25 protein-coding genes and 1 other annotated feature are annotated in these 24,618 nt (G+C 34.9%); of the genes, 7 read left to right on the top strand and 18 right to left on the bottom strand.

Features of this window, described 5'->3' with window-relative positions; translation table 11 throughout:
- Positions 1–4: 4 nt before the first annotated feature.
- From NSQ89_RS12280 to NSQ89_RS12300, 5 genes are all read right to left on the bottom strand, one after another.
- A complete protein-coding gene (locus NSQ89_RS12280) occupies positions 5–661 on the bottom strand; it encodes a Type 1 glutamine amidotransferase-like domain-containing protein (RefSeq protein ID WP_047941086.1) in 657 nt (218 codons plus the stop codon).
- 377 nt (positions 662–1,038) lie between these two features.
- Positions 1,039–2,751: a methyl-accepting chemotaxis protein gene (locus NSQ89_RS12285; protein WP_303984724.1), complete on the bottom strand. Its 1,713-nt coding sequence runs from the start codon at positions 2,749–2,751 to the stop codon at positions 1,039–1,041.
- 217 nt (positions 2,752–2,968) lie between these two features.
- Positions 2,969–3,481 carry a peptide-methionine (S)-S-oxide reductase MsrA gene (msrA, locus tag NSQ89_RS12290; protein ID WP_341132673.1) on the bottom strand — a complete coding sequence of 171 codons (513 nt, stop codon included), beginning with the start codon at positions 3,479–3,481 and terminating at the stop codon, positions 2,969–2,971.
- Between the two features lie 255 nt (positions 3,482–3,736).
- Positions 3,737–4,927, bottom strand: a complete 1,191-nt coding sequence (locus NSQ89_RS12295) for an MFS transporter (RefSeq protein WP_341132674.1) — start codon at positions 4,925–4,927, stop codon at positions 3,737–3,739.
- Positions 4,928–4,947: 20 nt separating this feature from the next.
- Entirely contained in the window at positions 4,948–5,409 is a 462-nt protein-coding gene (locus NSQ89_RS12300) for a MarR family transcriptional regulator (protein ID WP_061798413.1), read from the bottom strand.
- 672 nt (positions 5,410–6,081) lie between these two features.
- Between NSQ89_RS12300 and NSQ89_RS12305 the strand changes: the two genes are divergently transcribed.
- On the top strand, positions 6,082–6,276 hold the full coding sequence (locus NSQ89_RS12305; RefSeq protein WP_172867123.1) for a YqzH family protein: 195 nt from the start codon (positions 6,082–6,084) through the stop codon (positions 6,274–6,276).
- 6 nt (positions 6,277–6,282) lie between these two features.
- On the opposite strand, the gene NSQ89_RS12310 is transcribed toward NSQ89_RS12305, so the two are convergent.
- Positions 6,283–7,074: an SDR family NAD(P)-dependent oxidoreductase gene (locus NSQ89_RS12310; RefSeq protein ID WP_341132675.1), complete on the bottom strand. Its 792-nt coding sequence runs from the start codon at positions 7,072–7,074 to the stop codon at positions 6,283–6,285.
- 179 nt (positions 7,075–7,253) lie between these two features.
- Positions 7,254–7,670: a DUF3658 domain-containing protein gene (locus NSQ89_RS12315; RefSeq protein ID WP_341132676.1), complete on the bottom strand. Its 417-nt coding sequence runs from the start codon at positions 7,668–7,670 to the stop codon at positions 7,254–7,256.
- Positions 7,671–7,845: 175 nt separating this feature from the next.
- Here NSQ89_RS12315 and istA point away from each other — a divergent pair, with 175 nt between their 5' ends.
- Positions 7,846–9,339 carry an IS21 family transposase gene (gene istA, locus NSQ89_RS12320; protein WP_341132106.1) on the top strand — a complete coding sequence of 498 codons (1,494 nt, stop codon included), beginning with the start codon at positions 7,846–7,848 and terminating at the stop codon, positions 9,337–9,339.
- A 2-nt stretch (positions 9,340–9,341) separates the two neighbouring features.
- Positions 9,342–10,058, top strand: coding sequence for an IS21-like element helper ATPase IstB (gene istB / locus NSQ89_RS12325; RefSeq protein ID WP_341132107.1), 717 nt, complete (start codon positions 9,342–9,344; stop codon positions 10,056–10,058).
- On the opposite strand, the gene NSQ89_RS12330 is transcribed toward istB, so the two are convergent.
- Positions 10,055–10,786: a DUF1835 domain-containing protein gene (locus NSQ89_RS12330; protein ID WP_341132677.1), complete on the bottom strand. Its 732-nt coding sequence runs from the start codon at positions 10,784–10,786 to the stop codon at positions 10,055–10,057. The two genes, istB and NSQ89_RS12330, sit on opposite strands and share 4 nt — an antisense overlap.
- Before the next feature lie 126 nt (positions 10,787–10,912).
- Positions 10,913–11,136: a binding site (T-box leader), on the top strand.
- Between the two features lie 54 nt (positions 11,137–11,190).
- Between NSQ89_RS12330 and proC the strand changes: the two genes are divergently transcribed.
- Entirely contained in the window at positions 11,191–12,027 is an 837-nt protein-coding gene (gene proC / locus NSQ89_RS12335) for a pyrroline-5-carboxylate reductase (RefSeq protein ID WP_047941094.1), read from the top strand.
- Positions 12,028–12,083: 56 nt separating this feature from the next.
- On the opposite strand, the gene rnz is transcribed toward proC, so the two are convergent.
- Positions 12,084–12,998: a ribonuclease Z gene (gene rnz / locus NSQ89_RS12340; protein WP_341133161.1), complete on the bottom strand. Its 915-nt coding sequence runs from the start codon at positions 12,996–12,998 to the stop codon at positions 12,084–12,086.
- A gap of 417 nt (positions 12,999–13,415) precedes the next feature.
- Here rnz and zwf point away from each other — a divergent pair, with 417 nt between their 5' ends.
- Positions 13,416–14,888 (top strand): glucose-6-phosphate dehydrogenase, encoded by a 1,473-nt coding sequence (zwf, locus tag NSQ89_RS12345; RefSeq protein ID WP_047941354.1) that lies wholly within the window; start codon positions 13,416–13,418, stop codon positions 14,886–14,888.
- A 94-nt stretch (positions 14,889–14,982) separates the two neighbouring features.
- Positions 14,983–16,095: a metallophosphoesterase gene (locus tag NSQ89_RS12350; RefSeq protein WP_095258924.1), complete on the top strand. Its 1,113-nt coding sequence runs from the start codon at positions 14,983–14,985 to the stop codon at positions 16,093–16,095.
- Between the two features lie 45 nt (positions 16,096–16,140).
- Here NSQ89_RS12350 and NSQ89_RS12355 read toward each other — a convergent pair whose 3' ends face one another.
- From NSQ89_RS12355 to NSQ89_RS12375, 5 genes are all read right to left on the bottom strand, one after another.
- Positions 16,141–16,398 (bottom strand): hypothetical protein, encoded by a 258-nt coding sequence (locus NSQ89_RS12355; protein ID WP_341132678.1) that lies wholly within the window; start codon positions 16,396–16,398, stop codon positions 16,141–16,143.
- A gap of 124 nt (positions 16,399–16,522) precedes the next feature.
- Positions 16,523–17,935, bottom strand: a complete 1,413-nt coding sequence (gene gndA, locus NSQ89_RS12360) for an NADP-dependent phosphogluconate dehydrogenase (protein ID WP_047941097.1) — start codon at positions 17,933–17,935, stop codon at positions 16,523–16,525.
- 142 nt (positions 17,936–18,077) lie between these two features.
- Positions 18,078–19,343, bottom strand: coding sequence for a DNA polymerase IV (locus NSQ89_RS12365; RefSeq protein ID WP_061798423.1), 1,266 nt, complete (start codon positions 19,341–19,343; stop codon positions 18,078–18,080).
- A gap of 79 nt (positions 19,344–19,422) precedes the next feature.
- Positions 19,423–19,890 carry a chemotaxis protein CheW gene (locus tag NSQ89_RS12370; protein ID WP_144545226.1) on the bottom strand — a complete coding sequence of 156 codons (468 nt, stop codon included), beginning with the start codon at positions 19,888–19,890 and terminating at the stop codon, positions 19,423–19,425.
- 156 nt (positions 19,891–20,046) lie between these two features.
- Entirely contained in the window at positions 20,047–21,168 is a 1,122-nt protein-coding gene (locus NSQ89_RS12375) for a tripeptidase T (RefSeq protein ID WP_341132679.1), read from the bottom strand.
- A gap of 196 nt (positions 21,169–21,364) precedes the next feature.
- Between NSQ89_RS12375 and prli42 the strand changes: the two genes are divergently transcribed.
- Positions 21,365–21,478, top strand: coding sequence for a stressosome-associated protein Prli42 (prli42, locus tag NSQ89_RS12380; protein WP_235973367.1), 114 nt, complete (start codon positions 21,365–21,367; stop codon positions 21,476–21,478).
- 51 nt (positions 21,479–21,529) lie between these two features.
- Here prli42 and NSQ89_RS12385 read toward each other — a convergent pair whose 3' ends face one another.
- From NSQ89_RS12385 to NSQ89_RS12400, 4 genes are all read right to left on the bottom strand, one after another.
- Positions 21,530–22,036 carry a L,D-transpeptidase gene (locus tag NSQ89_RS12385; protein ID WP_047941102.1) on the bottom strand — a complete coding sequence of 169 codons (507 nt, stop codon included), beginning with the start codon at positions 22,034–22,036 and terminating at the stop codon, positions 21,530–21,532.
- Between the two features lie 123 nt (positions 22,037–22,159).
- A complete protein-coding gene (locus tag NSQ89_RS12390; protein WP_047941103.1) occupies positions 22,160–22,882 on the bottom strand; it encodes an amino acid ABC transporter ATP-binding protein in 723 nt (240 codons plus the stop codon).
- A complete protein-coding gene (locus NSQ89_RS12395) occupies positions 22,875–23,534 on the bottom strand; it encodes an amino acid ABC transporter permease (RefSeq protein ID WP_047941104.1) in 660 nt (219 codons plus the stop codon). Before NSQ89_RS12395 ends, NSQ89_RS12390 begins: the two co-directional genes overlap by 8 nt.
- Before the next feature lie 118 nt (positions 23,535–23,652).
- Positions 23,653–24,438, bottom strand: coding sequence for a transporter substrate-binding domain-containing protein (locus tag NSQ89_RS12400; RefSeq protein ID WP_047941105.1), 786 nt, complete (start codon positions 24,436–24,438; stop codon positions 23,653–23,655).
- Positions 24,439–24,618: the final 180 nt, after the last annotated feature.

The raw sequence follows: 24,618 nt of genomic DNA on the forward strand, positions 1-24,618 counted from the left end.
TAAATTAGAGTGTCTCCTTTAATTTATGAATCTTTGAGTGGGATATTAAATACACATCACCAAAAATGTCCACTTTATCTTCCTTTACTCGTACAACACAATCTTTATTCGATGCATAAATGTCTATTTCCTCTGATAAAGAAGATAGTTCCTTTTGAACCAATGCAAGGTTATTTTCTAGATCGAAATGAGACAGAACCGAAAAATTGCCAAGACTAATTCCATCATAAACAGTGCTTATTTCCACTTCATAGCCAAAGTGTTCAGAGCATAACCATTTTGCGGACATATTGATCGCACCAGCGCTTGCCCCCATTACAACAGCCTTGCTTTTTCGTATCAAATCCGACAGTTCATATTCCTTCAAAAAACTATTTAAATTAAGTGTATCTCCACCCAATAAGAATATAACTGAAGCATTTTCGATTAGAGCATGCGCATCTTTTTTCTGAACACTATAATTAATTAAATGATATGTATCAAACATAATGCCAGCCTGGTCAAGCCAAGATCGTTCTGTAGCCCCCTTCTCTTGAGCACAAAGAGGATTCGAGCTGATCATTACAAGCGATTTTCTATCAGTTATATCCTCCTGCAATATTCTTCCTAGCTTCTCTGGGAAAAAATTGTTAAACCAACCTAAATAATAGTGAGTTTTCATAGCTACCCCTCCTCAAATTTATTTTATCGTGACAAAAACTATCCAGCTTTCTCCAAATGTTACGACTTTCCTTCAAACTATGATTAATTTTACAATATATTAATTTAGAAGATACTGCCGAAAGGATAACGATCTTTAAATACGCATAATACTATACGATATTCCTTTGAACCCATAAAAAAGTTTTTGTTATAACCTCTTAGATCAAATTCTAAATCTATCATTCTTTCATTTCTTTTGAATAAAACCCCGAACCGTTATACGAAATTTTGACTACCATTTCCGTATAAGGGTTTGGGGTTATATTTGTTGTATACTCTATTCGTATACTAAATGAAATGAACTGCCATACATTTTAAGCATTTCTCTATGAAATTTTATATTTTAAATTGCTTTATCTTATCTTGTAAATCAGAAGCTAATTGTGCTAATGATGTAGAAGAAGCTGCTATTTCTTGCATCGATGCAACCTGCTCTTCGGTTGCAGCAGATACGTTTTCTGTACTAGCTGCTGCTTCACTTGCCATTGAATTCACTTCCAAAATCGAACCACTAATCGTATTAGTATGTTCTTTTAATTGATCAAGCGATTGACTTACTTCCTCTACTAATTTAACTAGTTCTTGCACAGATTGTTCGATTCTATGGAATGATTCTCCTGCATCTTGAACAATTGTTAATCCTGTATCTACATCATTTGCAGCAGTCGTCATCGATAAAGAAGTATTCTTAGAATCAATTTGTATTTGGCTGATAAGATTAGTAATTTGCTCAGCCGATCCTGCTGTTTGTTCCGCTAATTTCCTTACCTCATCCGCTACAACAGCAAAACCTTTTCCTTGTTCTCCAGCTCTTGCCGCTTCGATAGCTGCATTTAATGCTAGTAGATTGGTTTGGGAAGAAATGTCCGATATTACCATAGTAATATCTCCTATTTGATTTATTCTAGTTTCTAATGTAGCTATTGATTCAGCAAGTGTCACCACATTATTATTAATGGATTTCATTTGTGTCGTTACTTCTGAAATACGTTTTGCACCTTCAAGCGATACATCCGCTGTCTGCTCTGCTGTTTCAGCCACTTTTTTTGCACGCACTGTTATATGGCCAGTCGTTTCATTTACATTACGGATGCCAGCTGTACTTGATTCCATCAATCTCATTTGGGTTTCAGAACCTTCTGCAAGCTGCTGGATTGTTTCTGAAATATGTTCACTTGCTTTACTGCTTTCTTCTGAACTGGAGCTCAATTGTTCCGATGATGAAGCGAGATGATGGGACGTTTCCGATAACATTTCAATAAGCCCCTTCATTCCATCCGCCATCCTATTATAACTATCAGATAAAGAACCTACTTCATCCTTCGCCTGATAACTTGATCTTGCAGAGAAATCTCCTTGTCCTCCTCTTTCCATTAAAGCCTGTAGACGTTTAATTGGGTTGACAATCATTGCGGATATATAGAGACCTAATAATACAGCAAGTATTACAGCAACAAATATAACTCCCCAAGAAATATATAGCATTGTCTTATAATACTTGTTATTTTCATTTGATATCTGTTCTGCATTTTCCTCATTTGCTGTTTGGAGTTCATCCAATTGACTGTTAATAATATTTCTCTTCGATTCAAGGTTTTTCGTATAAAGATTATAGGCTGAGTCATTAAAATTATTGTTTGCTAATGATATCACTTCATCTTGAATACTACTAAAGCCTGTATAGGCATCTTTAAAAATTTTATATTCATCCGCTTCTTTTTTGGAAAGCGAAATAGCATCTAACTTTTTGACATATTTATCCGATTCTTCCGAATTCCTTTTAATAGTCTCTAATAACTCTTCATTTCTCTTTTTATCCTCTGTTATCATTAGCTCTATAACTAAGCTGTCGTTTGTGCGGCGATAGTTTTGGATCTTTGCTATGTAAGTATTAGGTATTAAATTTTCTTCATACATTTCTTTAGAACTTTTCGCCATCTCCTTTATACCATATATTCCAAATAATCCGATCAGCACTAGTCCAATAGTACTAAACATAATGATAATCAATATTTTTTTAGAAATATTGATATTTTGTAAAAATTTCATTAAAGCTACCTCTTTTCATTGATCTAATCCTTATATCATATCGACATATATCGACGATACTTTAGCTTAAAAAACAAAAAACTTCGAAGGGCGAAACTGTTTAGGATTATTAGGAAAAAATATAGTACAAAAGGCTTGAATAAAATACAAAAAAGCGAATTTTGCTACATCTATCATTAAAGATAGTTTTCCTAGCAAAATTCGCTTTTTTCTTTTTTTACCAGTGTTCTTTGATAAATACATCTCTTCCTGACTTTTCTCTATCCTCTTTATAATGCTGCTTATTCTTCTTATGGTAATCTTGATGATAGTCTTCTGCTGGATAGAAGATGGCAGCTGGTTCAATTAATGTAACAATTGGCTTTTTAAATTTTCCGCTTGCTGCCATAGCTTGTTTTGATTTCTCTGCAAGTTCTTTTTGCTTATCATTATGATAAAAAATCGCTGTTCGATACTGTGGCCCGCGATCATGGAATTGACCATCTGGATCTGTCGGATCAATTTGCTGCCAATATAACTCTAATAAACGTTCATAGGGAAAGATTTCAGGATCAAAAGTGATTTCCACTACTTCAAAATGTCCTGTCATTCCTGTTTTCACCTGTTCATAAGTTGGGTTTTCTACATGCCCCCCGCTATAACCTGAAACAATGCCGCCAATACCTGGCTGTTCTTCAAATGGGGATACCATACACCAGAAACATCCACCTGCAAAAGTTGCTTTTTCCATTTATCTCATCTCCCTATAGGTTTGGCCTTATCGTTTATTTAATCAAAAATTAGTGATAGTCCTTTTATTAGATAAAAATTAGTATATAATACTTTGAACAAAGATACTATTTTTTTATACTTAAGAAAGAGAAATCACTATCGTCATACTACATCTAACAATGCTTCATTTAACCTCTTCCTTTATAATTTAAAGAACCATTCACTACAGAAAAAACGCTAATCTAACTTAAATGGACTGTTTATAGTGTTTAGGCTATCTTTGTTTCCAAGTCTTTTTTAAACTTGAATATTGAAATAGAGAAAGATGAAGTAGTAACACACCTAAAAAGATAAAGATGTAAGAGCTTGGTAGTATGCGACTTAATCCAATAAACATGCCTCCAACTGCCATACCAGAATAACGAATGAAATTAAACAAACCTAAAGCTGCACCACGGTTTTCATTATATTCATTACTTATAACCGTTGAAAATAAGGGAGAAGCAAACCCTACTGTTATCCCATACATAAATAATAGAATACTTAACCCTATGATTGATTTCGTATGAAGTAAACCAAAAATTATAATGAGCAGAGGCATCAAAAAAAGAACAAACATAAACAGTTTTCTCCACGATATTCTTATCTGCACTTTTTTAAAGAGCATACTCCCTAAAATCATACTTACTGTTAAAGGTAAATATAATAACCCGATATTTTGCAAGGATATATGATAATGGTCGTTGAGTAGTATCGGTAAAAATACGATAATAGCAAAGTAAATAAAAAAGATAAAAAAACTTACTGTTATCGTTATAAAACCTACTTGGTTGGAAAAGATAGCCCGATAGGTTTGAATAAAGTTTGGTGATATTCTCTGACTATATACTTTTTCACCACTATCAGGAAGTGTACATATAATAAACAGCAGCAAGACGATCGCAACAATAAAAAGAAATAGGAAAATCCCTTGATAACCAAAATGTTCTCCTAATATTCCTCCTAATATTGGGGCAACTGCGGGAGCAAGGGTGAGCAATATTTGATACGTACCCATGGCACTCCCTCTTTTCTCCCCTTCAAATAAGTGTGAAATCATATTTATTGCCACTAAAGGGACACTCCCTGCACCGATTGCTTGAACCATCCGAAAAATCATAAAGAGTATAAAATTGGTTACAAACGAACAGGCAATCGTTGAAATAGCAATGAAAATAAAACTAAGTATTATTAAACGTTTTTGATTTTTCGTATCTATCATAGTCCCTAAAATAATTTGAATCAGTGCTATGATAAAAATAAAACTACTAACAGTGAAATTCACCCAGCTGATAGAAACATTAAAGGAATCTCGAATAAGCGGAATCACCGGTGTATAAATATTTTGATTTAAAGAAACGAAAAAACTACTAATACTCAACAAATATAAAGATAACATTTTCGTTTGAGACATTTTTCGAGACATACATATTCTCCTTTTTAGACTTATTGAGACTTTATACTTTCCGTTATAGCATTTAAAAAGCGAATAATGATCTCTAATTCAGCTGGTTTAAATTCATTCAAAATACGCAAATAACGTTCCCTTGCCTGCTTATGTAGTTGTGCATGGATAAGAGCAAGCATTTCGCCTGATTTTGTTAGCAAGTAGTAAATTTCTTTTTTGTTATCTTCATCTTGTACCTTTTCTAAGATATGATGCTCTAATAATTTCCTGACAGCTTTTGTAATCGCTGGTTTAGATACATTTAAACTTTCAGATAATGTAGTATTATTTGCTCTTCCACTTTCTTTAATAGTTGCCACGATGTGTAATTGGGTCAGTGTCCAATCCGATATAATTGATTCTTCTTGGCTTATTTTCATCTGTTTTCTTAGTTTATCAACAGCTTCTCTTTCCTTGATGAATTGTTCTAAAGCCTCTAGTGCTTCTGTGCTTTTGTCCATTTATTTCACCTCATATTTTCATTAACCAGTTAACTATTTGTAGTTTATATTAAGATTTTATCACAGTCAATATAAAATACATATTTCATGAAAAATAATTAACTGGTTAATATTTTACCCGGATTTCCAAACGCTTTTTACGTCGGTATCTTTCAGTAATAAACCGTATTTGATATTTGATAGATTGCTCATCGTCGTTTTCAAATGTCATAGGAATGCTTCACTTTTATAAGCCGATATATAGGCTTTTTTCCATTTCAGGAATCAGAACGAGTTACTTTTCCTGTCTGAATTTCACTGATAACTCTATCGTGAACTGATAGCTTATTTTGTGATACACCAGATTCTAATCGTTTTTCTTCTAATACTTATCCCAAAGAGTTGATTCATTTGTATTTTCCTTAAATCACACGCCAATCTTCTAAAACATAAAAATAGACACTTTGTTTTAAAGTGCCTATCTATTCCGTATTTAATTTTCACAATGGAAGGATTTTTCCTTTTCTAGATTATTTCAACATATCAAGATTCGTCCCAAAGTAATAAAATAGTAGTTATATGAATGACTTTTTCCTTGAAAGGTATTAGTACATTCAGTGTTTATACGGATAATCTGATTTTTTCACTTTTTATTATTAAAAGAAAAACTACTCTTTAATAAGGAAAGATAAGATGAATACATTACTTATAAAAAAAATGATTCAGAAATCACTTAAACAATATCATATGGAACCCAATTCACTCGCTCTCCATGAATATGAACGATTAGCAGTCCACATCATCGCTTTAAAAAAACAACATCCTGCTCATGAACTTTATGATCTAGTTCAAGATGTTGTTTATAGTTACATTACGAATACACTTTAGCTAATTCTATTTTTTATTTAGAATCCCGCCAACGAGCTTATCTGCAATTCCCGGAAATAGATTATAAAGAACACTTCCCCAATTCATCCACAAAGGTAAATTTAACTCACGTTTTGGATGTAGCATTAATTTTATTATTTTTTCAGCGACTGTATCAGCTGAAAGCATAAATTTCTGCACATTCTTCACATAATTCCCCGTTTTGTCAGCTGTATGAAAAAAATTTGTCTCGATTGGTCCTGGATTTACAGCAGAGATTTTTATATTTGAATTGGCTACTTCCAGTCGGAGACTATTTGTAAATCCTAGAACAGCATGTTTACTCGCAGCATAGGCACTTGATTTGGCTGTAGCGAGTTTCCCTGCCTGGGAGGCGACATTAATGATATGCCCGCCATTATTTTGCAGCATCGAAGGCAATACCTCTTTGGTACAAGCGATCAGCCCCATTACATTTACTTGAAACATTCGATTAACGTCTTCCATCTTTGCTTCATGAACCATATCAAAGATGCCAAATCCTGCATTATTGAGCAAAATATCAATAAAATCAACCTCTTGATATATCTTAGCAAAGACTTCCTTTACTTGCTCCGGATTGCTTACATCTAAAGTAAAATAAATAGCTTGTCCGGGAAACTGATTATTTATTTTCTTGCAAATAGCAGCGAGCTTATCTTCTGAACGAGCAAGAAGGATGGGATGAGCCCCCAAACGAGCAGCTTTTATAGCAATTTTTTCTCCTATGCCAGATGATGCACCTGTAATTACAATGTTCTTTCCATCTAATCCCTTCATTATCCACCTCAAAAAGCACATGCATGATGTAAAAATGCCCATTTACTTATTTCCTAAATAATCATCATTATATTGATATATTATATCGATTAAAACCTACTTTTCTCTTTCTTAGCCTTAATAAAGACAAGATTCCTTTCTCATTTTCACATAGAAGGTTCAAAATAACAACATAGACTTCACTCTTCTTTTTGTAAACAAACAAAATAACGTCTCATATTCTTAGGAATTCCTTTCATCTTAAACACCCCTGAATAAACAAGGTGACGAATCCGATATTCAAGAAAATCGGGATCCATATAAAGATGCTCTTCCTCTATCGTTCTCCAAATAAGCTGACTAGTCTTGATAAAATCTAATTTTTCCTTTTCACTCATTTGTTTCAGTACTTCTACAATCGTTTGATCAAAATAATCCAAATCCACCGATACAATCGCTTGGTTTTCCCATATCCTTAAAAGTTCATCAGCATTGGCTATCGATTGCCACTCAGTTGCTAATCCTTCTCTTTGATTAGTTGTTACCATATAGCTGCTATCAATATGGTCTAATATAGATTGTAATAATTCGTTTTTTATTTCTGCTGTATGAATCATTGACTTTTCATTTGGTGCAATTTTTTTAAGGACTTCTGCTGTATCTGGTTATGGCATTATAAAAATGTACCTTTCGGACATTAATTTGTGCATGAAAAAACCACTTGCCAACATCATCCAATAAAAGTAAACTCCTCGTTGGACCAACAACGTTTGACAGGAGGATACATAGGAGATGTTACAAGTGGTAGAAATCAATTATATCAGACATGAAGTAAACCAAAAAGGGAAAAGTTATGCCGAGGTGGCTCGTCAAGTACAGCACGATGAACGGACAGTAAAAAAATATGCGGATCAAGAAGAATTCCCCCAAAAACACAAACAAACACGTCCCTCGCCTATCTTGGATCCAGTAAAGCATATTATTGATGGGTGGATTCGTGAGGATTTAAAGCTAAAAAAGAAGTTTCAACGTACTGCACAACGTATGTATAACCAACTAATCGAAGAGCATGATTTTCAAGGTGGGGACCGTACAGTAAGACGTTATGTTTCAGCCCGGAGAAAGGAATTAGCGAAAGAAGCAGAGGGTGCCTCTTTACCGCTGCAAACGATTCCTGGAACAGCACAAGTAGATTTCGGAAAAGCACCATTTAAATATTTAAATGAAATGATCGAACTACCGTTTCTCGTTATGTCATTTCCAGATGCCAATACCTTTTATTTTCAAGTGTTTCCTTCGGAAAATACCGAGTGTCTTCTAGAAGGATTACAACGCATTTTTCAACATATGAAGAGCGTACCGAAAACGATTCGCTTTGATAATCTATCGCCCGCTGTAAAGAAAATTCATGCCCGTGGTGAAAGAGAATTAACAGATATGTTCGAGCGATTCGTGCTGCACTTCGGTTTTGAATATGAATTCTGTAATCCAGCAAAGGGAAACGAAAAAGGACATGTAGAAAATATGGTGAAATATGTCCGGAATAATTTCTTATTGCCGGCTAATACAATTGTAGACTTGGAAGAGTTTAATCAAACTCTATGGGAAAAGGCAGAAAGAAATCGTCAACGGAAGCATTACCTAAAGCAAGAGTCGTTAGAATCCTTACACGAATTAACATGTGCAGCTCATATTTTACTGCCCGAAAAAATATTTAACTGCGCTCGTATTGTCACTGCAAAGGCTGATAAAAGTGGAATTGTACATATAGATAATAAATTGTATTCGACATCGCCACGATTTGCACAGAAGAAAGTGGTCGTCGAAGTGACATTTAATGAAGTACGTATTCTAAGTGAAACTCATGAATGTATTGTCACTCATTCTCGACTTTATGGCAGCAAGGCCAAATCAATGGTTTGGCAACCTTATCTAAAACTACTTTCTCAAAGGCCACGCGCAATTAAATATTCAGGTATTTATGATCATTTACCTGATGAGTGGAACCTGTATTTAAAAGCGTGTACAGAGGAAGAACAGAAGTCTGCTTTCTCTCTCCTATCGGAGTTAATGAAAACTAATAACCTAGATAAAATTACAGAAGCTTTACAGATAGCTCAAAAGACAGGTCATCCAAAAGCAGAGCATATTCAACAAGCTTTTAACGCACTTATCTTTGATGACAACGATTATCAAAATATAACACCAGCCATCACATTACCTGAAATGCCCGAAATCACACGTGGTGCAGATCGTTATAATGACTTCTTTAAAACGGAGGTGTGATCATGAGCGAATCGATTCAAGAATACGCAAAACGGCTAAAATTAAGCTATTTGCGAATGCATTGTGATGATCTGTCCGAAGAACAGATTGCATTCCTAAAACAGCTTTTTGAAAAAGAAATTGAACAACGCGAACAAACTCGGATTAATTTACTCTTGAAACAAGCACATCTACCGCAAGGTGGAAATGAAACGTTTGACTGGCAGCATGTTCAAATACCTAAAAGTATTTCAAAAGAGAGTATCTACGAGGGGCTATTCATTAAGGAAAAGGAAAATTTAATTTTATATGGTGGTGTGGGTGCAGGAAAAACATATTTAAGTAAACTGATTTCTTTAAATGCCATAACTAGATTTGGCCATAAAGTCCGGTTTTACACGGTTGCAGGTCTAGTGAATCAGTTAGTGGATGCCAATCAAAAGGGCCAACTAGCCAGGTTGTTGGGGCAAATTGAGAAATTAGATTTATTAGTACTCGATGAAATGGGTTATATTCCGTTAGGAAAAGAAGGAGCCGAACTGTTATTCCAAGTAATTTCGATGTGTTATGAGCGAAAAAGCATCATTATTACAACGAATCTTCAATTTGGCCAATGGAACCATGTATTTGGCAATCAAATTTTAACAGAAGCGGTTATTGATCGTCTTATTCACCATTCTCATCTGGTGATATTCACTGGTGAAAGTTATCGATATCGCAATTCTAGTATGCGAGATTAAATGAAAATAATGATGTTGGCAGTGGTTACAAAAGTAATGACCGTTTCTTGCATTTTTTGATTGCCAAATCCAGCTGTATCGATAAGATAAAGAGGATTAGATCTTTTTTTAAATATAAACATGAAAAATCTTAATGCTAGCTGTTCTTCGATGTTATTCCCATACCATATATATACTTGTCTTTTATCATCAATGTCATCTAAACTATTCATTTTATTCTGTAGTGCAGTTATGTATGGATTTTTCTCCTCGAATTCTCGATTAATATTATTATAAATCCATTCAGACCGTTCCTTTTGACCATTATGTACATCCAGTTGACGTAATGGTCCAAACATAAAGGATCCATCTAAGCCGATCACTTCGACATTCTCTTGAAGATTAACAGCTAATCTACCTGCAATATATTGGGATGCGACAAGATGAATAGCTTTTTTATGTTTCACGTTTTTTCTCTTCTGTTGTTTTTTTATCGCTTTGTTGACGCACGTAACTATTTCTTTTAAACTTTCTTCATCCCAAAATAATCCTAGACCTTGCACTGCTTCACTATTTTCATGTTCAAAGCTTTGAAATTCTTGTCTATTTATAATTTTATAAAGAGCAGAATGCTTAGTTTTTTTTATGTCCTCTAATGTAATGTATGTGTATGACTCTATTTTGTAGCAATAGATGAGATTATCATCTATCAAGAAATATAGATAAGAACCATTTATTCTACTCTCCATTACGAATCTCCCTTTTTTGTAAAATTCTAAATTTAATTATACAATCAATGAACTAATTTTCCCACTACTCTATTTTTCTATTGACAGACAAGCCTTTCTTCTTGCATAATCAAATAAATTTATCATAGGAATGCGATGATTAAGATTAGTAAATGATAATGGCTTGCTAGAGAGTGAAGTTCTATGGCTGCAAAACTTCATCAAGATTCATTTCATTGAACCTACTTAGGAGTAGTTAGGCAAACCTAAACGTCAACCGTCGTTACCGGAAAAGAGTTGTATAATCACGCGCATGTGCAGATTATAATTGAACTAAGGTGGTACCACGGAAAAAACCTTTCGTCCTTTCATTATGACGAGAGGTTTTCTTATTTCCATACAACGATTTTATAGGAGGAATAAAAATGAAGAAAATTGCTATTATTGGTGCTGGTTCTATGAGCGAAGCGTTAATTTCTGGGATTGTTTCTAGTAAATTGCAGGAGAGTACAGAAATTACCGTCACAAACCGAGGGAATGTAGAAAGACTAATTGAACTACAAAATCGCTATGGTGTTGACTACTCTTTCGATTTAAAAAAATTAGTTGGAGAAGCTGATGCCATTATTCTCGCAATGAAACCGAAAGATGTAAAAGAAGCTACTGTACAATGGAAAAATTATATCACAAAAGAAACACTGCTCATTTCTGTTCTTGCTGGCGTAAATATGGACAGTCTGCAACGGCTGATCGGACTGGAAGTTCCCATTGCGCGTGCTATGCCCAATACTTCGGCAACAGTCGGGAAATCAGCAACAGGTATTGCCTTCAACTCCTTTGTAGAAGAACCACAAAAAACTTTCGTCCTTGACATATTTGAAACAGTTGGATTCGTTACATTTGTTCATGAAGAACAATTAGATGCTGTAACCGGTCTTTCTGGTAGCGGCCCAGCTTATATCTATTATTTAGTGGAAGCGATGGAAAAAGGAGCTGTAAAAATCGGACTAAATCGGGAAGTAGCTAATGAGTTGATAGTGCAGACAATCCTCGGCGCAGCAGAAATGATCGCATCGTCCTCCAAGAGTGCTCTTGAGCTCCGCAAGAATGTAACTAGTCCTGGTGGCACAACAGAAGCAGGAATAAACATTCTTGAGCAATATGATGTTCAGAAGGCTTTCATTTCGTGTATGGAAGAGGCAGCGGCCCAATCAAAAAGGATGGGAAAAGCACTTACAGAAGAACTTAAACTGTCTAAATAACGTTATTTAAAAATAGAAAGGATGTTGTGTGCTTTTTTGCCAACATCCTTTTTAGCTTATATCTCGTATTCTGAAAAATCTTCTGCCATATATGTATTGGGAAAGATGGCTCTCGCTTCCTGCAACAATTGTTCTGTTAATGCTTGATCATATCTAGCACTAATATGTGTAAGAATGAGACAGTCTACATTTGCCCTTTTAGCTGTTTTTGCAGCTTGTACCGTTGTAGAATGATAGTATTCCGTTGCTATGGAACTTTCTTTTTCCGAGAAGGTTGCTTCATGAACCAATATTTTTGCTTCTTTTGCCAAAACCTCAGCAGAAGCACAAGTTCTAGTATCTCCTAAAATAGTGACGATTCTCCCTTTAATATTCGGGCCAAGAAAGGTTTTGCTGCCTATGACAGTACCGTCATCAAGGATGAGGTCTTCTCCCTCTTTAATTTTTTTATAAATAGGGCCAGGCGTTATTCCATATTGTTTTAATTTAGCTGTATCTAATTTTCCAGGTCGATCCTTTTCTATAATCCGATAGCCATAACTTGTAACACCATGCTCAAGTATTTTTGCTTCTACGATAAAATCATGTTCTTCCAAAATAATACCTTCATCGATTTCTATAATATTTAACGCATACTTTAAAAAAGTTTTGCTGACAGCAAGGCTAATCTGTACATATTCCTTAATTCCTTTCGGTCCATATATCGTTAGTGGTGTCTCTCCTCCTTGGAAAGATCGACTGGAGAGAAAACCTGGTAAACCATATAGATGGTCTCCATGCAAATGGGTAATAAAAATTTTATCAATTCTTCTTGGTTTAATATTGGTATGTAAAATCTGGTGCTGCGTTGCTTCTCCGCAATCAAACAGCCAAATACTCCCCTTCTCTTCTAAAAGCTTTAAAGCAATCGCTGTTACATTTCTTGATTTAGCCGGAATACCTGCACCTGTTCCTAAAAATTGCAACTTCATAATAAGCTTGCTAATCCCCTTTCGTTTTCTTCCTGTCATGAAATCCTCTGTATAAATAAAAGCGTATCATTAAATACTAAATTAGAATAGATGAATTAAGTATACTTTACTAATGCCTGTTTATCCAAATCCCTAAATCTTTTAACTAGTAACTTTTGCTAATATATTGTAATATCATGTTGGATGAATGAAAAATTTCTGCTGTAAATACAAATAGTAAAAATATTTGCAAAAATTACAAACAAATTTGTTGCTATCTCCTTAAGAAAAAGATAAAATTTTATAACTGTATAGGTACATGTATTATTTAAGAGAAAATGCACCTTTGTAAAACAGCAATTTAATAATTTTCATACATATATAAATGAAATGAGGTACAAGAAAGTGAATGAAAAACAAACATCAAATGCACTTATTATGATCTTCGGGGCAACAGGAGATTTAGCCAATAGAAAGCTTTTCCCCTCTCTTTATCGATTGTATAAAAAAGGAAAATTAGCAAATTTTGCGGTTGTAGGCGTTGGGAGAAGAACATTAACACAAGAACAGTTTAAGCAAAATGTTGTTAATTCTGTATCTGAAGCAATTGCAAGTTCTAAAAATGATGATCTTGAGACATTCGCTTCTTATTTCTGCTATCATTCACATGATGTTACAGATTCAAGTTCTTATGTAGAGCTAAAAAACATTGCTGATGAATTAGATGTAAAACATAGTTTAAATGGTAATCGTGTATTCTACTTAGCGATGGCACCTGAATTCTTTGGTCCTATCGCGATTCATTTAAAGCAGGATGGACTAACAGAAGTAAAAGGGTACAAACGTCTAATTATCGAAAAACCATTTGGTCATGATTTAGAATCAGCCAAAGAACTAAATGAACAAATTCGAACTGCCTTTTCTGAAGATGAAGTATATCGAATTGACCACTATTTAGGAAAAGCGATGGTTCAAAATATCGAAACAATCCGTTTTTCCAATGCAATTTTTGAAAATCTATGGAATAACCGCTATATCAGTAACATTCAGATTACTTCAAGTGAAGTATTAGGCGTGGAAGAACGTGGAAGATATTATGAAACAAGCGGGGCACTTCGTGATATGGTCCAAAACCATATGCTGCAAATGGTTGCACTACTTGCAATGGAACCTCCAATTAAACTTACACCAGATGAGATTCGCTCAGAAAAAGTGAAAGTTTTCCGTGCTATGCGTTCTGTTGAAGTAGATGAAGTTGATAAATACTTTGTAAGAGGACAATATGGAAAAGGACTTGTGGAAGATGTTGAGGTACCGAGCTACCGCGAAGAACAAATGGTAGACCCTAACTCCAACACAGAAACTTTTGTCGCTGGGAAAGTAATGATTGATAACTTCCGTTGGGCTGGTGTTCCATTCTATATCCGTACTGGTAAAAGATTAGAAAGTAAATCAACAAAAATAGTGGTACAATTTAAAGATATTCCAATGAATTTATATAATCGTCCAAATCAAGAAATTACACCAAATCTTCTTGTTATTCATATTCAGCCTGAAGAAGGAATTACTTTACATTTAAACGCTAAAAAAGCAGGACAGAATATGGAAGCAACACCAATCAAGCTAAGCTATGCTAATACTGGTATTGCAGGAATCAATACGCCAGAAGCATATGAAAAGCTAATTGACGATAGCTTGCATGGAGACGCTACTAACTTTACTCATTGGGATGAAGTGGCATTATCTTGGAGCTATGTGGATAAAATTTCCCAAGCATGGGAACAAACACCTGCTACTCAATTCCCTAATTATGCTTCTGGTACAATGGGACCAAAAGAAGCAGATGAATTATTAGAAAAAGATGGTTTCTTCTGGTGGCCAGTTAATCAATTTGAAGTAGATGTTTGCTAACTCACCCTTCAAGTGACTCTCTAAAAAAACGTGAATCTTATTGTATTCACGTTTTTTCTTTCCCTAAATTATGATTTAATCTAAGGAGTTTTTCATGAAAAAAATCAAATTAATCCTAACTGTCATTCTCGTATTCCTTTTATATAATTTACTCGTCTTCTACTTAGGATGGAATGGTTATGCATGGCTTGATTCCTTCAAACTATTAACCTATCCATCCATATATATTGGAGCAGTTATTCTTTTCTCCTATGCATATATTATCAGCCATTTCCTTAAGTCCATTACCATATTTAAAATACTTGGCGCGTATTGGCTTGCCATTTTTGAATATGGTATCTTACTGTTCCCACTAGCTAATTTAGGATGGCTTATATTAAACCAATTTATTCCGTCTGAAGATGCCACCAAAATAGTAGGAAGCGCTGCTGCAGCAATTCTTCTATTTTTACTTATTTACGGAACATTTAACGCTTACTCTCCTGTGATTAGAACTTATAAACTCGCAGTAGCTAAAAAACAAGCGAAAAGAGACTCTCTGAGGATTGCTATGGCTTCTGATATGCACTTTGGCACTTTATCAGGTAAAAGTCATCTAAACCGTCTCGTAACGAAAATAAACGGCTTACAACCAGATTTAATCTTACTGCCTGGAGATATCATTGATGATGATCCTATTCCTTTTTTGAAAAAGAATATGGGAGAGCAATTAAAGCTATTACAAGCTCCTTTAGGCATTTATGGGGTATTAGGTAATCATGAATATTACGGCAAAATGATTCCAACCTTTCTAGAAGAAATGAACCGAATCGGTATTCGCATCTTAATGGATGAAAAAGTAACTATTGATGAAACCATTAGATTAATCGGTCGTAAAGATAAAACGGACCAAAAGAGACTTTCCATTCCTAGCCTTCTTGAGAGTGAAAGTAACCATCTACCAATTATGATGATGGATCACCAGCCAGATGAACTGGAAGCAGCAATGAATGATGGGATTGATGTTATTCTATCCGGTCATACACATCGTGGTCAAATGGCACCAAACCATTTAATTACCAAACGAGTTTTTGAATTAGATTGGGGCTACAAGAAAAAGAAGCAGCTTCATGCAATTGTTTCCTCTGGATTTGGATTCTGGGGACCGCCCATTAGAATTGGCAGCAGATCGGAAATTGTTTATATTGAAATAACGTTCAAAGGGTAAATTGCTTTACTTTTAAGTTATTTATTTTTGTGAAAAAATAGTTTGCTAGATAAATGTGCTGCTTGCTATAGCAGCATATTTTTTTGCCTTCTCGTTGTAATTTGTTTGTAGATTTTGTTGTTGTTTAAACTCTTTGGATACGTAAAATTTATGTATGAAGGTCACTTTACTGCCTTTTTCTTTTTTGGTTGGTTCTAAAATGGCTGATGAACGCCTTTTTTCTGCTTTTCTCTCTTCATTGTGGTCTTCATTCAACCTATGAACACCTCTTTTCTTCCTCCTTCTCTTATTTTTGGCTTTCATCCATCTTGTGAACACCTCTTTTCCTCTGCACTCTCTTATTTTTGGTGTTCATTCAAACTCCATCCTCTCCTTCAAAAAAAAGCACACTACATATAAAATCGTAGTGTGCTTTTTATCGCCATTCTTATTTTTCCATCCAGTTCGTATGGAAGATTCCTTCTTTATCAAGACGCTCATATGTGTGAGCACCGAAGTAGTCACGCTGCGCTTGTAGTAAATTTGCTGGTAAAGTTGCTGTACGGTAGCTATCAAAGTATGATAATGCGGCTGCAAAGCTTGGTACAGGAATACCGTTTAAGACAGCACCAGAGATTACTTCACGTAATGCTGATTGGTAGTTTTCAGTGATTTCACTGAAATATGGATCCAATAGAAGGTTCTTCAATTCTGGATCACGATCATATGCATCTTTAATTTTTTGTAAGAATTGAGCACGAATAATACAACCACCGCGGAAAATCATAGCGATTTCGCCATAGTTTAAGTTCCAATCGTATTCTTCAGATGCTTCTCTCATTTGCGCAAAACCTTGGGCATAAGAAACAATTTTGCTCAAGTATAGAGCTTTACGTACAGATTCGATAAATGCTGCTTTATCTCCTGTGAAAGGTTTAATTTCTGGGCCTGAAAGTACTTTGCTTGCTTTTACGCGTTCGTCTTTCATTGCAGAAATGAAACGAGCAAATACGGATTCTGTAATCATTGGAAGTGGTACACCTAAGTCTAGAGCACTTTGGCTTGTCCATTTACCAGTTCCTTTTTGACCAGCAGTATCTAAGATTAGATCTACTAAAGGTTTACCAGTTTCTTCGTCAACTTTTGTAAAGATATCTGCAGTGATTTCAATTAGGTAACTGTCTAGCTCCCCTTTATTCCACTCTGCAAATACTTCATGAAGTTCTTGTGCTTCTAAGCCTAAAACATGCTTCATAATGAAGTATGCTTCACAGATTAATTGCATATCTCCATATTCGATTCCATTATGCACCATTTTTACATAGTGACCGGCACCATCTGGACCGATATAAGTAGTACAAGGCTCATCGTTAACTTTTGCAGAAATATCTCGGAAAATTGGAGCAACTAATTCGTATGCTTCTTTTTGGCCACCAGGCATAATAGAAGGTCCTTTTAATGCTCCTTCTTCACCGCCAGAAACACCTGTACCGATGAAGTGAATACCAAGTTCACTAAGCTCTTTATTACGTCTTTGTGTATCTTTAAAGAATGTGTTACCGCCATCGATGACAATATCGCCTTTATCTAATAAAGGTTTTAATTGCTCGATTGTTGCGTCTGTAGCTGGACCAGCTTTAACCATTAACATGATTTTACGTGGAACTTCTAAAGATTGTACAAATTCTTCTAATGTATATGTTCCAACAATATTCTTGCCTTCTGATTCTTTAAGCATTTCTTCTGTTTTTTCTTTTGAACGGTTGAAAACGGAAACAGTATAGCCTCTGCTTTCGATATTCATAGCAAGGTTTTTACCCATAACCGCTAAACCGATTACACCAAATTGCTGTTTTGTCATTTTTTCCTAACGTCCCTTCTAAACTATGTATCCTTATAGTAGAATTCACTTAACTTTAGCAAGATTTTTTAAGTTATGCAACTAAAATGCAACTACTTTTCTTGATTATTTCAAAAAATTTTTTTCGTCACATATAACTTAACTAAAATTTCTTTCCTTGCAAAAAATCTTTATTGAAACTAGTTTTGGTACCAATGTCTTCTTCTTTTTTTGAAATATTATTTCTTTCTGATGCTGGCTCAATAATAGAAGCGCCATATTTTTCTTTCAGCTTATCTATTGCTGTCCATAATGGTTCTTTCGCTGCTTCTTTTTCAAAGGAAAAGAGATCAAGTTGTTTTACTACAATATTATTGTCGATTAAATCTCCTGCTGTTATACCTAATAAACGAACAGGATTTCCATCCCATGCTGTCGTAAAAATCTCTTTGCTTATCTGAAGTATCTCTTCCTCTGATTTTATTGGATTTGCTAATTTTTTGCTCTTGGAATAGTTTTTTCTGTTTCCATAGCGAATGGTTACAGATAAATGATTAGCATGTACATGTTTTCTTTTCATTCTTGTAGCCACTTTATTCGCTAGGGAGGCCAATACTTGAAATAATTCCTGCTGATTCTTGACATCGCGCGGCAATGTTGTCGAATTGCCAATACTTTTAAATTCATTGGCAGCTTCTGGATCAACTGGCCGATTATCTTCTCCGTTGGCTTTCTCCTTTAAGCGAATTCCATTGATGCCAAGTGTTGCTTTGAGTGGAATAGACTGAGCCATCGCTAAATCTTTAATGGTTTCTATGCCAATTGCTCTTAGTTTCCCCCCTGTTTTTTTTCCTATACCATGCATTTCTTCTACTTGCATCGGCCAAAGTACTTTAGGAATATCCCGCTTTCTTAAAACCGTGATTCCCATCGGCTTTTTTAAATCAGAAGCTGTTTTGGCAAGAAATTTATTAGGGGCAATCCCGATACTGCATGGTAAGTCTAACCGTTCAAAAATTCGTTTCTGAATCGTTCTTGCAATATATATCGGTGTTCCTAACTCATGGCAATGTGTAATATCTACATATCCTTCATCAATGGAAACAGGCTCGACAATATCGGAAAATTCATGAAGAATTTGAAACATTGCAAGAGATGCTGTTCGATAACGATCAAAATTTGGAGGCAAAACAATTAAATCCGGACATTTTTTCTTCGCTTCCCATAAAGGCATGGTTGTTTTTACGCCAAATTTTCTTGCTTCATAGCTGCAAGTGACAATAATACCTCTGCGTTCTTTTTCATTTCCCGCAATTGCCAATGGCTTCCCCTTTAACTGTGGATCATAAGCCATTTCAACAGATGCATAAAAACTATTCATATCTACATGTAAAATAACTCGTCCCTTTTTCGGATAAAATTCTTTCATTTTGCTTTCACCAATTCTTTATGATCATTTATATTCACTTCTATTCTTATTCCTCTGCTTTTAGCATAAATCTTACTACTTACGCAGGCTGATTTTTCATATAGTCTTTAATTTCTTTTACACCTTCAAGTGTTTCTAATAAAATAGTTGGATCAAGCATTAACACCAAGCGATTTTCTAAATTAAGAACACCTGTTATATATTCTGTTTTCTGATAAGCAGAAATGCCGACTTCTTTTATTACTTCGTCTCTTATATCAAGAATTTCTTTTGCATCATTTACAATCATCGCAAACGAAATATCTTCTGTTCGCGCAACAATTAATTTATTATTTTCATTTTCTTCTGTTTTTTGATTATATAAAACCATCTGCAAATCAATGACAGGGATAAGCTCATCTCTTACTTTTCTTATTCCTCTTACAAAGGATGGCAATTGAGGAACAGGAGTAATCTGCTCTTCCTTTTCAATCGATATGACATAAGAAACATCTACGGAATATTCTCCATTTGCTACTTTAAATATAACAACCTTCTTTTCTTCCATTTATATTCCCCCAAGATTCTATTTTTACAGTAGTATTTACCTATACAATATTTTCCTCTGTTTTCTAGATAAATGCAAGTAAAAATAGAAACATTTGTTTGATTTATACTAAAAAGAGTGCTTCCCTAAAGGAAGCACCCCGACTCCGACATATAATTATTGACCAGTTACTTCTTCGATAATAGCAAGTACCATTTCAGCCAATTTATTTAATTCTTCGATCGGCATTTTTTCATTTGTTGTATGAATCTCTTCATAGCCTACCGCTAAGTTAACTGTTGGGATACCAAAACCACAGATAACGTTGGCATCACTTCCACCACCGCTTTGTTGCAGTTCACAGCTTCTGCCAATTTTTGCAGCCGCTTTTTTCGCTACTTCTACAACATGGTCACCTTCGCCAAATTTAAAGCCTGGATACATAACATCCACTTCGACAATTGCTTTTCCGCCCATTTCACTAGCTGCCGATTCAAACGCTTCCTTCATTTTCGCTACTTGTGCAAGCATTTTATCTTCTACTAATGAACGTGCTTCTGCAAGGATATCTACATGATCACACACGATATTTGTTTGTTTTCCACCAGCAAAACTGCCAATATTAGCCGTTGTTTCTTTATCGATACGACCTAAAGGCATTTTTGCAATCGCTTTTGATGCAATAGTAATAGCGGAAACTCCTTTTTCAGGTGCCACACCAGCATGAGCAGTTTTTCCTAGAATCGTTGCTTTAACTTTTGCTTGTGTCGGTGCTGCCACAACGATATTTCCTACCTTCCCATCACTATCTAATGCATAACCATATTTCGCTTGGATTAATTTTGGATCAAGTGCTTTTGCGCCTAATAATCCAGATTCTTCCCCAACTGTAATGATAAATTGAATCGTTCCATGAGGAATATTATTTTCTTTGATTACTGTAAGTATTTCAAGCATAACAGATAAACCAGTTTTATCATCTGCGCCAAGTATTGTTGTGCCATCTGTTACTATGTATCCATCTTTAATGGATGGTTTTACGCCAACTCCTGGAACTACTGTATCCATATGAGAGGTAAAGTAAATAGGATCCACGTTCTCTTTCGTTGCTGGAAGTGTACAAATTAAATTTCCTGCACCATGACCAGTAATAGCTGTAGTATCATCCTCTATCACTTCTAAGCCTAATTCTTCAAATTTCTTTTTTAGTACAATGCTGATTTCTTTTTCATATTTTGTTTCCGAATCAATTTGTACCAGTTCTAAAAACTGATTTAATAAACGTTCTTGATTGATCATTTTTCGTTCCTCCAAAAATTAGTGACATTATTAGTATACGCCTATAAAAAAAGAACATCAAATAAAATTCACGAGGGGGAAATCTCATTTTTCTTCTTATAAAAATAGAAAAGTTTCCTCAAGCAAATATTCCATCTATTTATAGTTGTACCATTCTGCTATTCTTAGTAAAATAGACAATAAGAATGGTTAAGACATGGAGGATACTATGAAGAAAAAGAAAAATAGATTACAAAAGATTGTTGTATATTTAATGATCTTTGTTATGCTTGCATCTACCCTGTTGATTGGAATTGGAATGTTATTTTAATTTAAGCTTATTTTCCATAAGAAAGCGAAGAAGGATAAAACTTCTTCGCTTTTATTCAATGGCCCCATATTCCTTTGCTAGCTCTTGAAAACCTTTATCTGAATTGGTAATCAACACTTTTGTTCCTAAAGGAATGAAATCATAAATAGATTCTATTGCCTCATTTTGCATACGGACACAGCCTTGTGACACGTATTTCCCGATACTTCCTGGATTGTTTGTTCCATGAATTCCGTACATTCTTCCATCTGTGTTATTTGCATCAAAACCAATCCATCTTGTCCCTAATGGATTATCCTCATCTCCCCCCACAATATCTTTTTTTCGATAATAGGGATTTGCGGCTTTAACTGTTATCGTAAATAAACCCTCTGGTGTTAAATCTTCTTTTTTACCGGTCGAAACACTTATCGTTGTCTGCACTCGATTTTCATCTATCAAGGTTAATTGATTCGTTTTTTTATTAATAATGAGAAAAGGATCTCCTGGCAATGGATTTATCCCTAATGGCCAAACGGGGGAAATTGTTAAGAGAATAGACAAAACTAGTTTTAACATCCAATCACACTCTCTTTTTTTCTTAGTTTGTGTGATTATTGTATTTTTATACGGAATAGAAAGTTCTTTTATCAAAAAAACAGGTTTCTTGATCTTATCGACTAAGAAACCTGTTTAACATTTTTATAGCATTTTCTCCAAAAACTCTTTGGCGCGGTCTGTTTTAGGATTGGTAAAGAACTCAGCTGGTGGAGCATCTTCCACTACAACTCCACCATCTAGGAATAGAACTCTATTTGCCGCTTCTCTGGCAAAGCCCATTTCATGTGTCACAATAAGCATGGTAATTCCGGTGTTTGCAAGTGACTTCATTACCTCAAGCACTTCTTTCACCATTTCAGGATCCAATGCTGACGTTGGTTCATCAAATAGGATTACTTCTGGATTCATCGCAAGGGCACGTGCGATTGCCACTCTTTGCTTTTGTCCGCCTGATAAACGGCTAGGATATACATTCGCTTTATCAGCAAGACCAACTTTAGCTAGAAGCTCCTGCCCCATTTTTTCCGCTTCGCTCTTGTTTAGTCCCTTTACTTTGATCGGTGCATATGTCACGTTTTGCAAAACCGTTTTGTGTGGGAAAAGATGAAAATGTTGAAATACCATCCCAACGTTTTCTCTTATTTTTTTTATATTTGTATTTTTATCTGTAATATCCGTACCATCAATTATTACTTTTCCTTTGGTAGGTACTTCAAGTAAGTTAATACAGCGCAGAAATGTAGACTTTCCTGACCCAGAAGGACCGATAATCGTCACTACTTCGCCTTTTTCTACTTGTGTATTTATCCCTTTTAAAACGTGAAGCGAGCCATAGGATTTATGCAGATTTTCAACATTAATCACTTCTTCTCATTCTCCTTTCAACTACTTTTGCCAATGTTGTCAGTATCATTACTAGAACGTAATAAATAAGACCGGCAAGAATCATCGGCTCCAAGTATGCATATTTTTCTCCGCCCATTATATAGGCTCTACGCATAATATCTGTTACACCAATAACAGTAACAACCGCTGACTCTTTTGTTAAGGAAACAGCTTCATTGATTAATGCTGGAAAAATGTTCTTTAAAGCCTGGGGCAAAATTAAATCGAACATCGCTTGCCTAGGGGAAACACCAAGCGCCATAGCAGCTTCTTTCTGACCGCGATCTACCGCTAAAATTCCAGCGCGAATAATTTCCGAAATATAAGCAGCTGAATTTAAGCCAAAGGAAAGAATGGCTGCAATAGCTGGCTCAATTTGGATACCAGTTAATTGCGGTACCCCAAAATAAATAATCATTAATTGCAGAACAAGGGGCGTTCCTCTAAAAACTGATGTATAAATAGCAGCAATCCAGCTAAGGACTGGCAGCTTACTAAGTTTAAATATCGAAAGTATAATTCCTAATACAAAACCAATTATTCCAGCCACCACAACAATTTGCAAAGTCACAGTGATTCCCTTTAACAAATATGGGAGAGAGGGAATAAATTGTTGGAAATCTAAGCCCATTACTATCTCAATCCTTTCTAAAAAAACGGAGGTGTTTTTATCTATTATATTAGCTTAAAAAACAAGAAAATGTTTAGGGCATATTCTGCCCTAAACTATCCCCCGCAATTACCTTATCTTAGTTACCAAACCATTTTACAACTAACTTATCAATTTCGCCGCTGTCTTTCATTTTCTTTAATTCAGCATTGAACTTTTCTGTTAAGTCGCTGCCTTTTGGAAATGCAATAGCCGAACCAGCGTCTTCATTTGCTTCCTTCGCTGGGAAAGATGTTAATGTATCTTCTTTATTTAAATAACCTTTTGCAACAACATCCTCAATAATTGCTGCATCAAAACGACCTGCTTTAATTTCTTGAATTAATTGAGGAATACGGTCACGGTTCTCTACTGTAACTTTTACTGTTTTAGCGATTTCTTTTGCTGCATCTTCTTGAATAGATCCTAGTTGTACTCCAACCTTTTTGCCATCTAAATCTTGAACAGTTTTAATATTGCTATCTTTTGTCGTTACAACTAAGTCTTTTGCTGTGAAATATATATCGCTGAAGTCAACATTTTCTGCTCTTTCCGGTGTTGGAGACATACCGGATAATACTAAATCTACTTTGCCAGATTGTAAGGCAGAAATTAATCCGCTAAAATCCATATCCTTCACTTGGATTTGGTAACCTAACTTTTCGCTTAATGCTTTGGCTAAATCAATATCAAAACCAATAATCTCATCACTTTTTGCAGTATCAATATATTCAAATGGAGCATAATCCGCTGATGTTCCCATCACTAGTACTTTTTTATCAGCTGATCCGCTTCCGCTGTTTGCACCTTTTTCATCAGTAGAAGTACCACATGCACTTAAAATGACTACTATAGACAACAGCATTAATGCTAATAATTTTTTCATCTTAAAATCCCCCTATAGTTCCTTATGCTTTTATTCTCTATTAATATTAGTAGTTTGTCGCAAATTATAAGATAGTCTTTTAATTTATATTCATGCAACAATATGAATTTTAACACATACTAATAATTATTCAATACAATTTATACAAATTCATCAAATGAAATACTATTCTGAAAAAAA

Origin of the sequence: Niallia sp. FSL R7-0648 (assembly GCF_038007005.1) — a bacterium.
GTDB lineage: Bacteria > Bacillota > Bacilli > Bacillales > Cytobacillaceae > Niallia > Niallia circulans.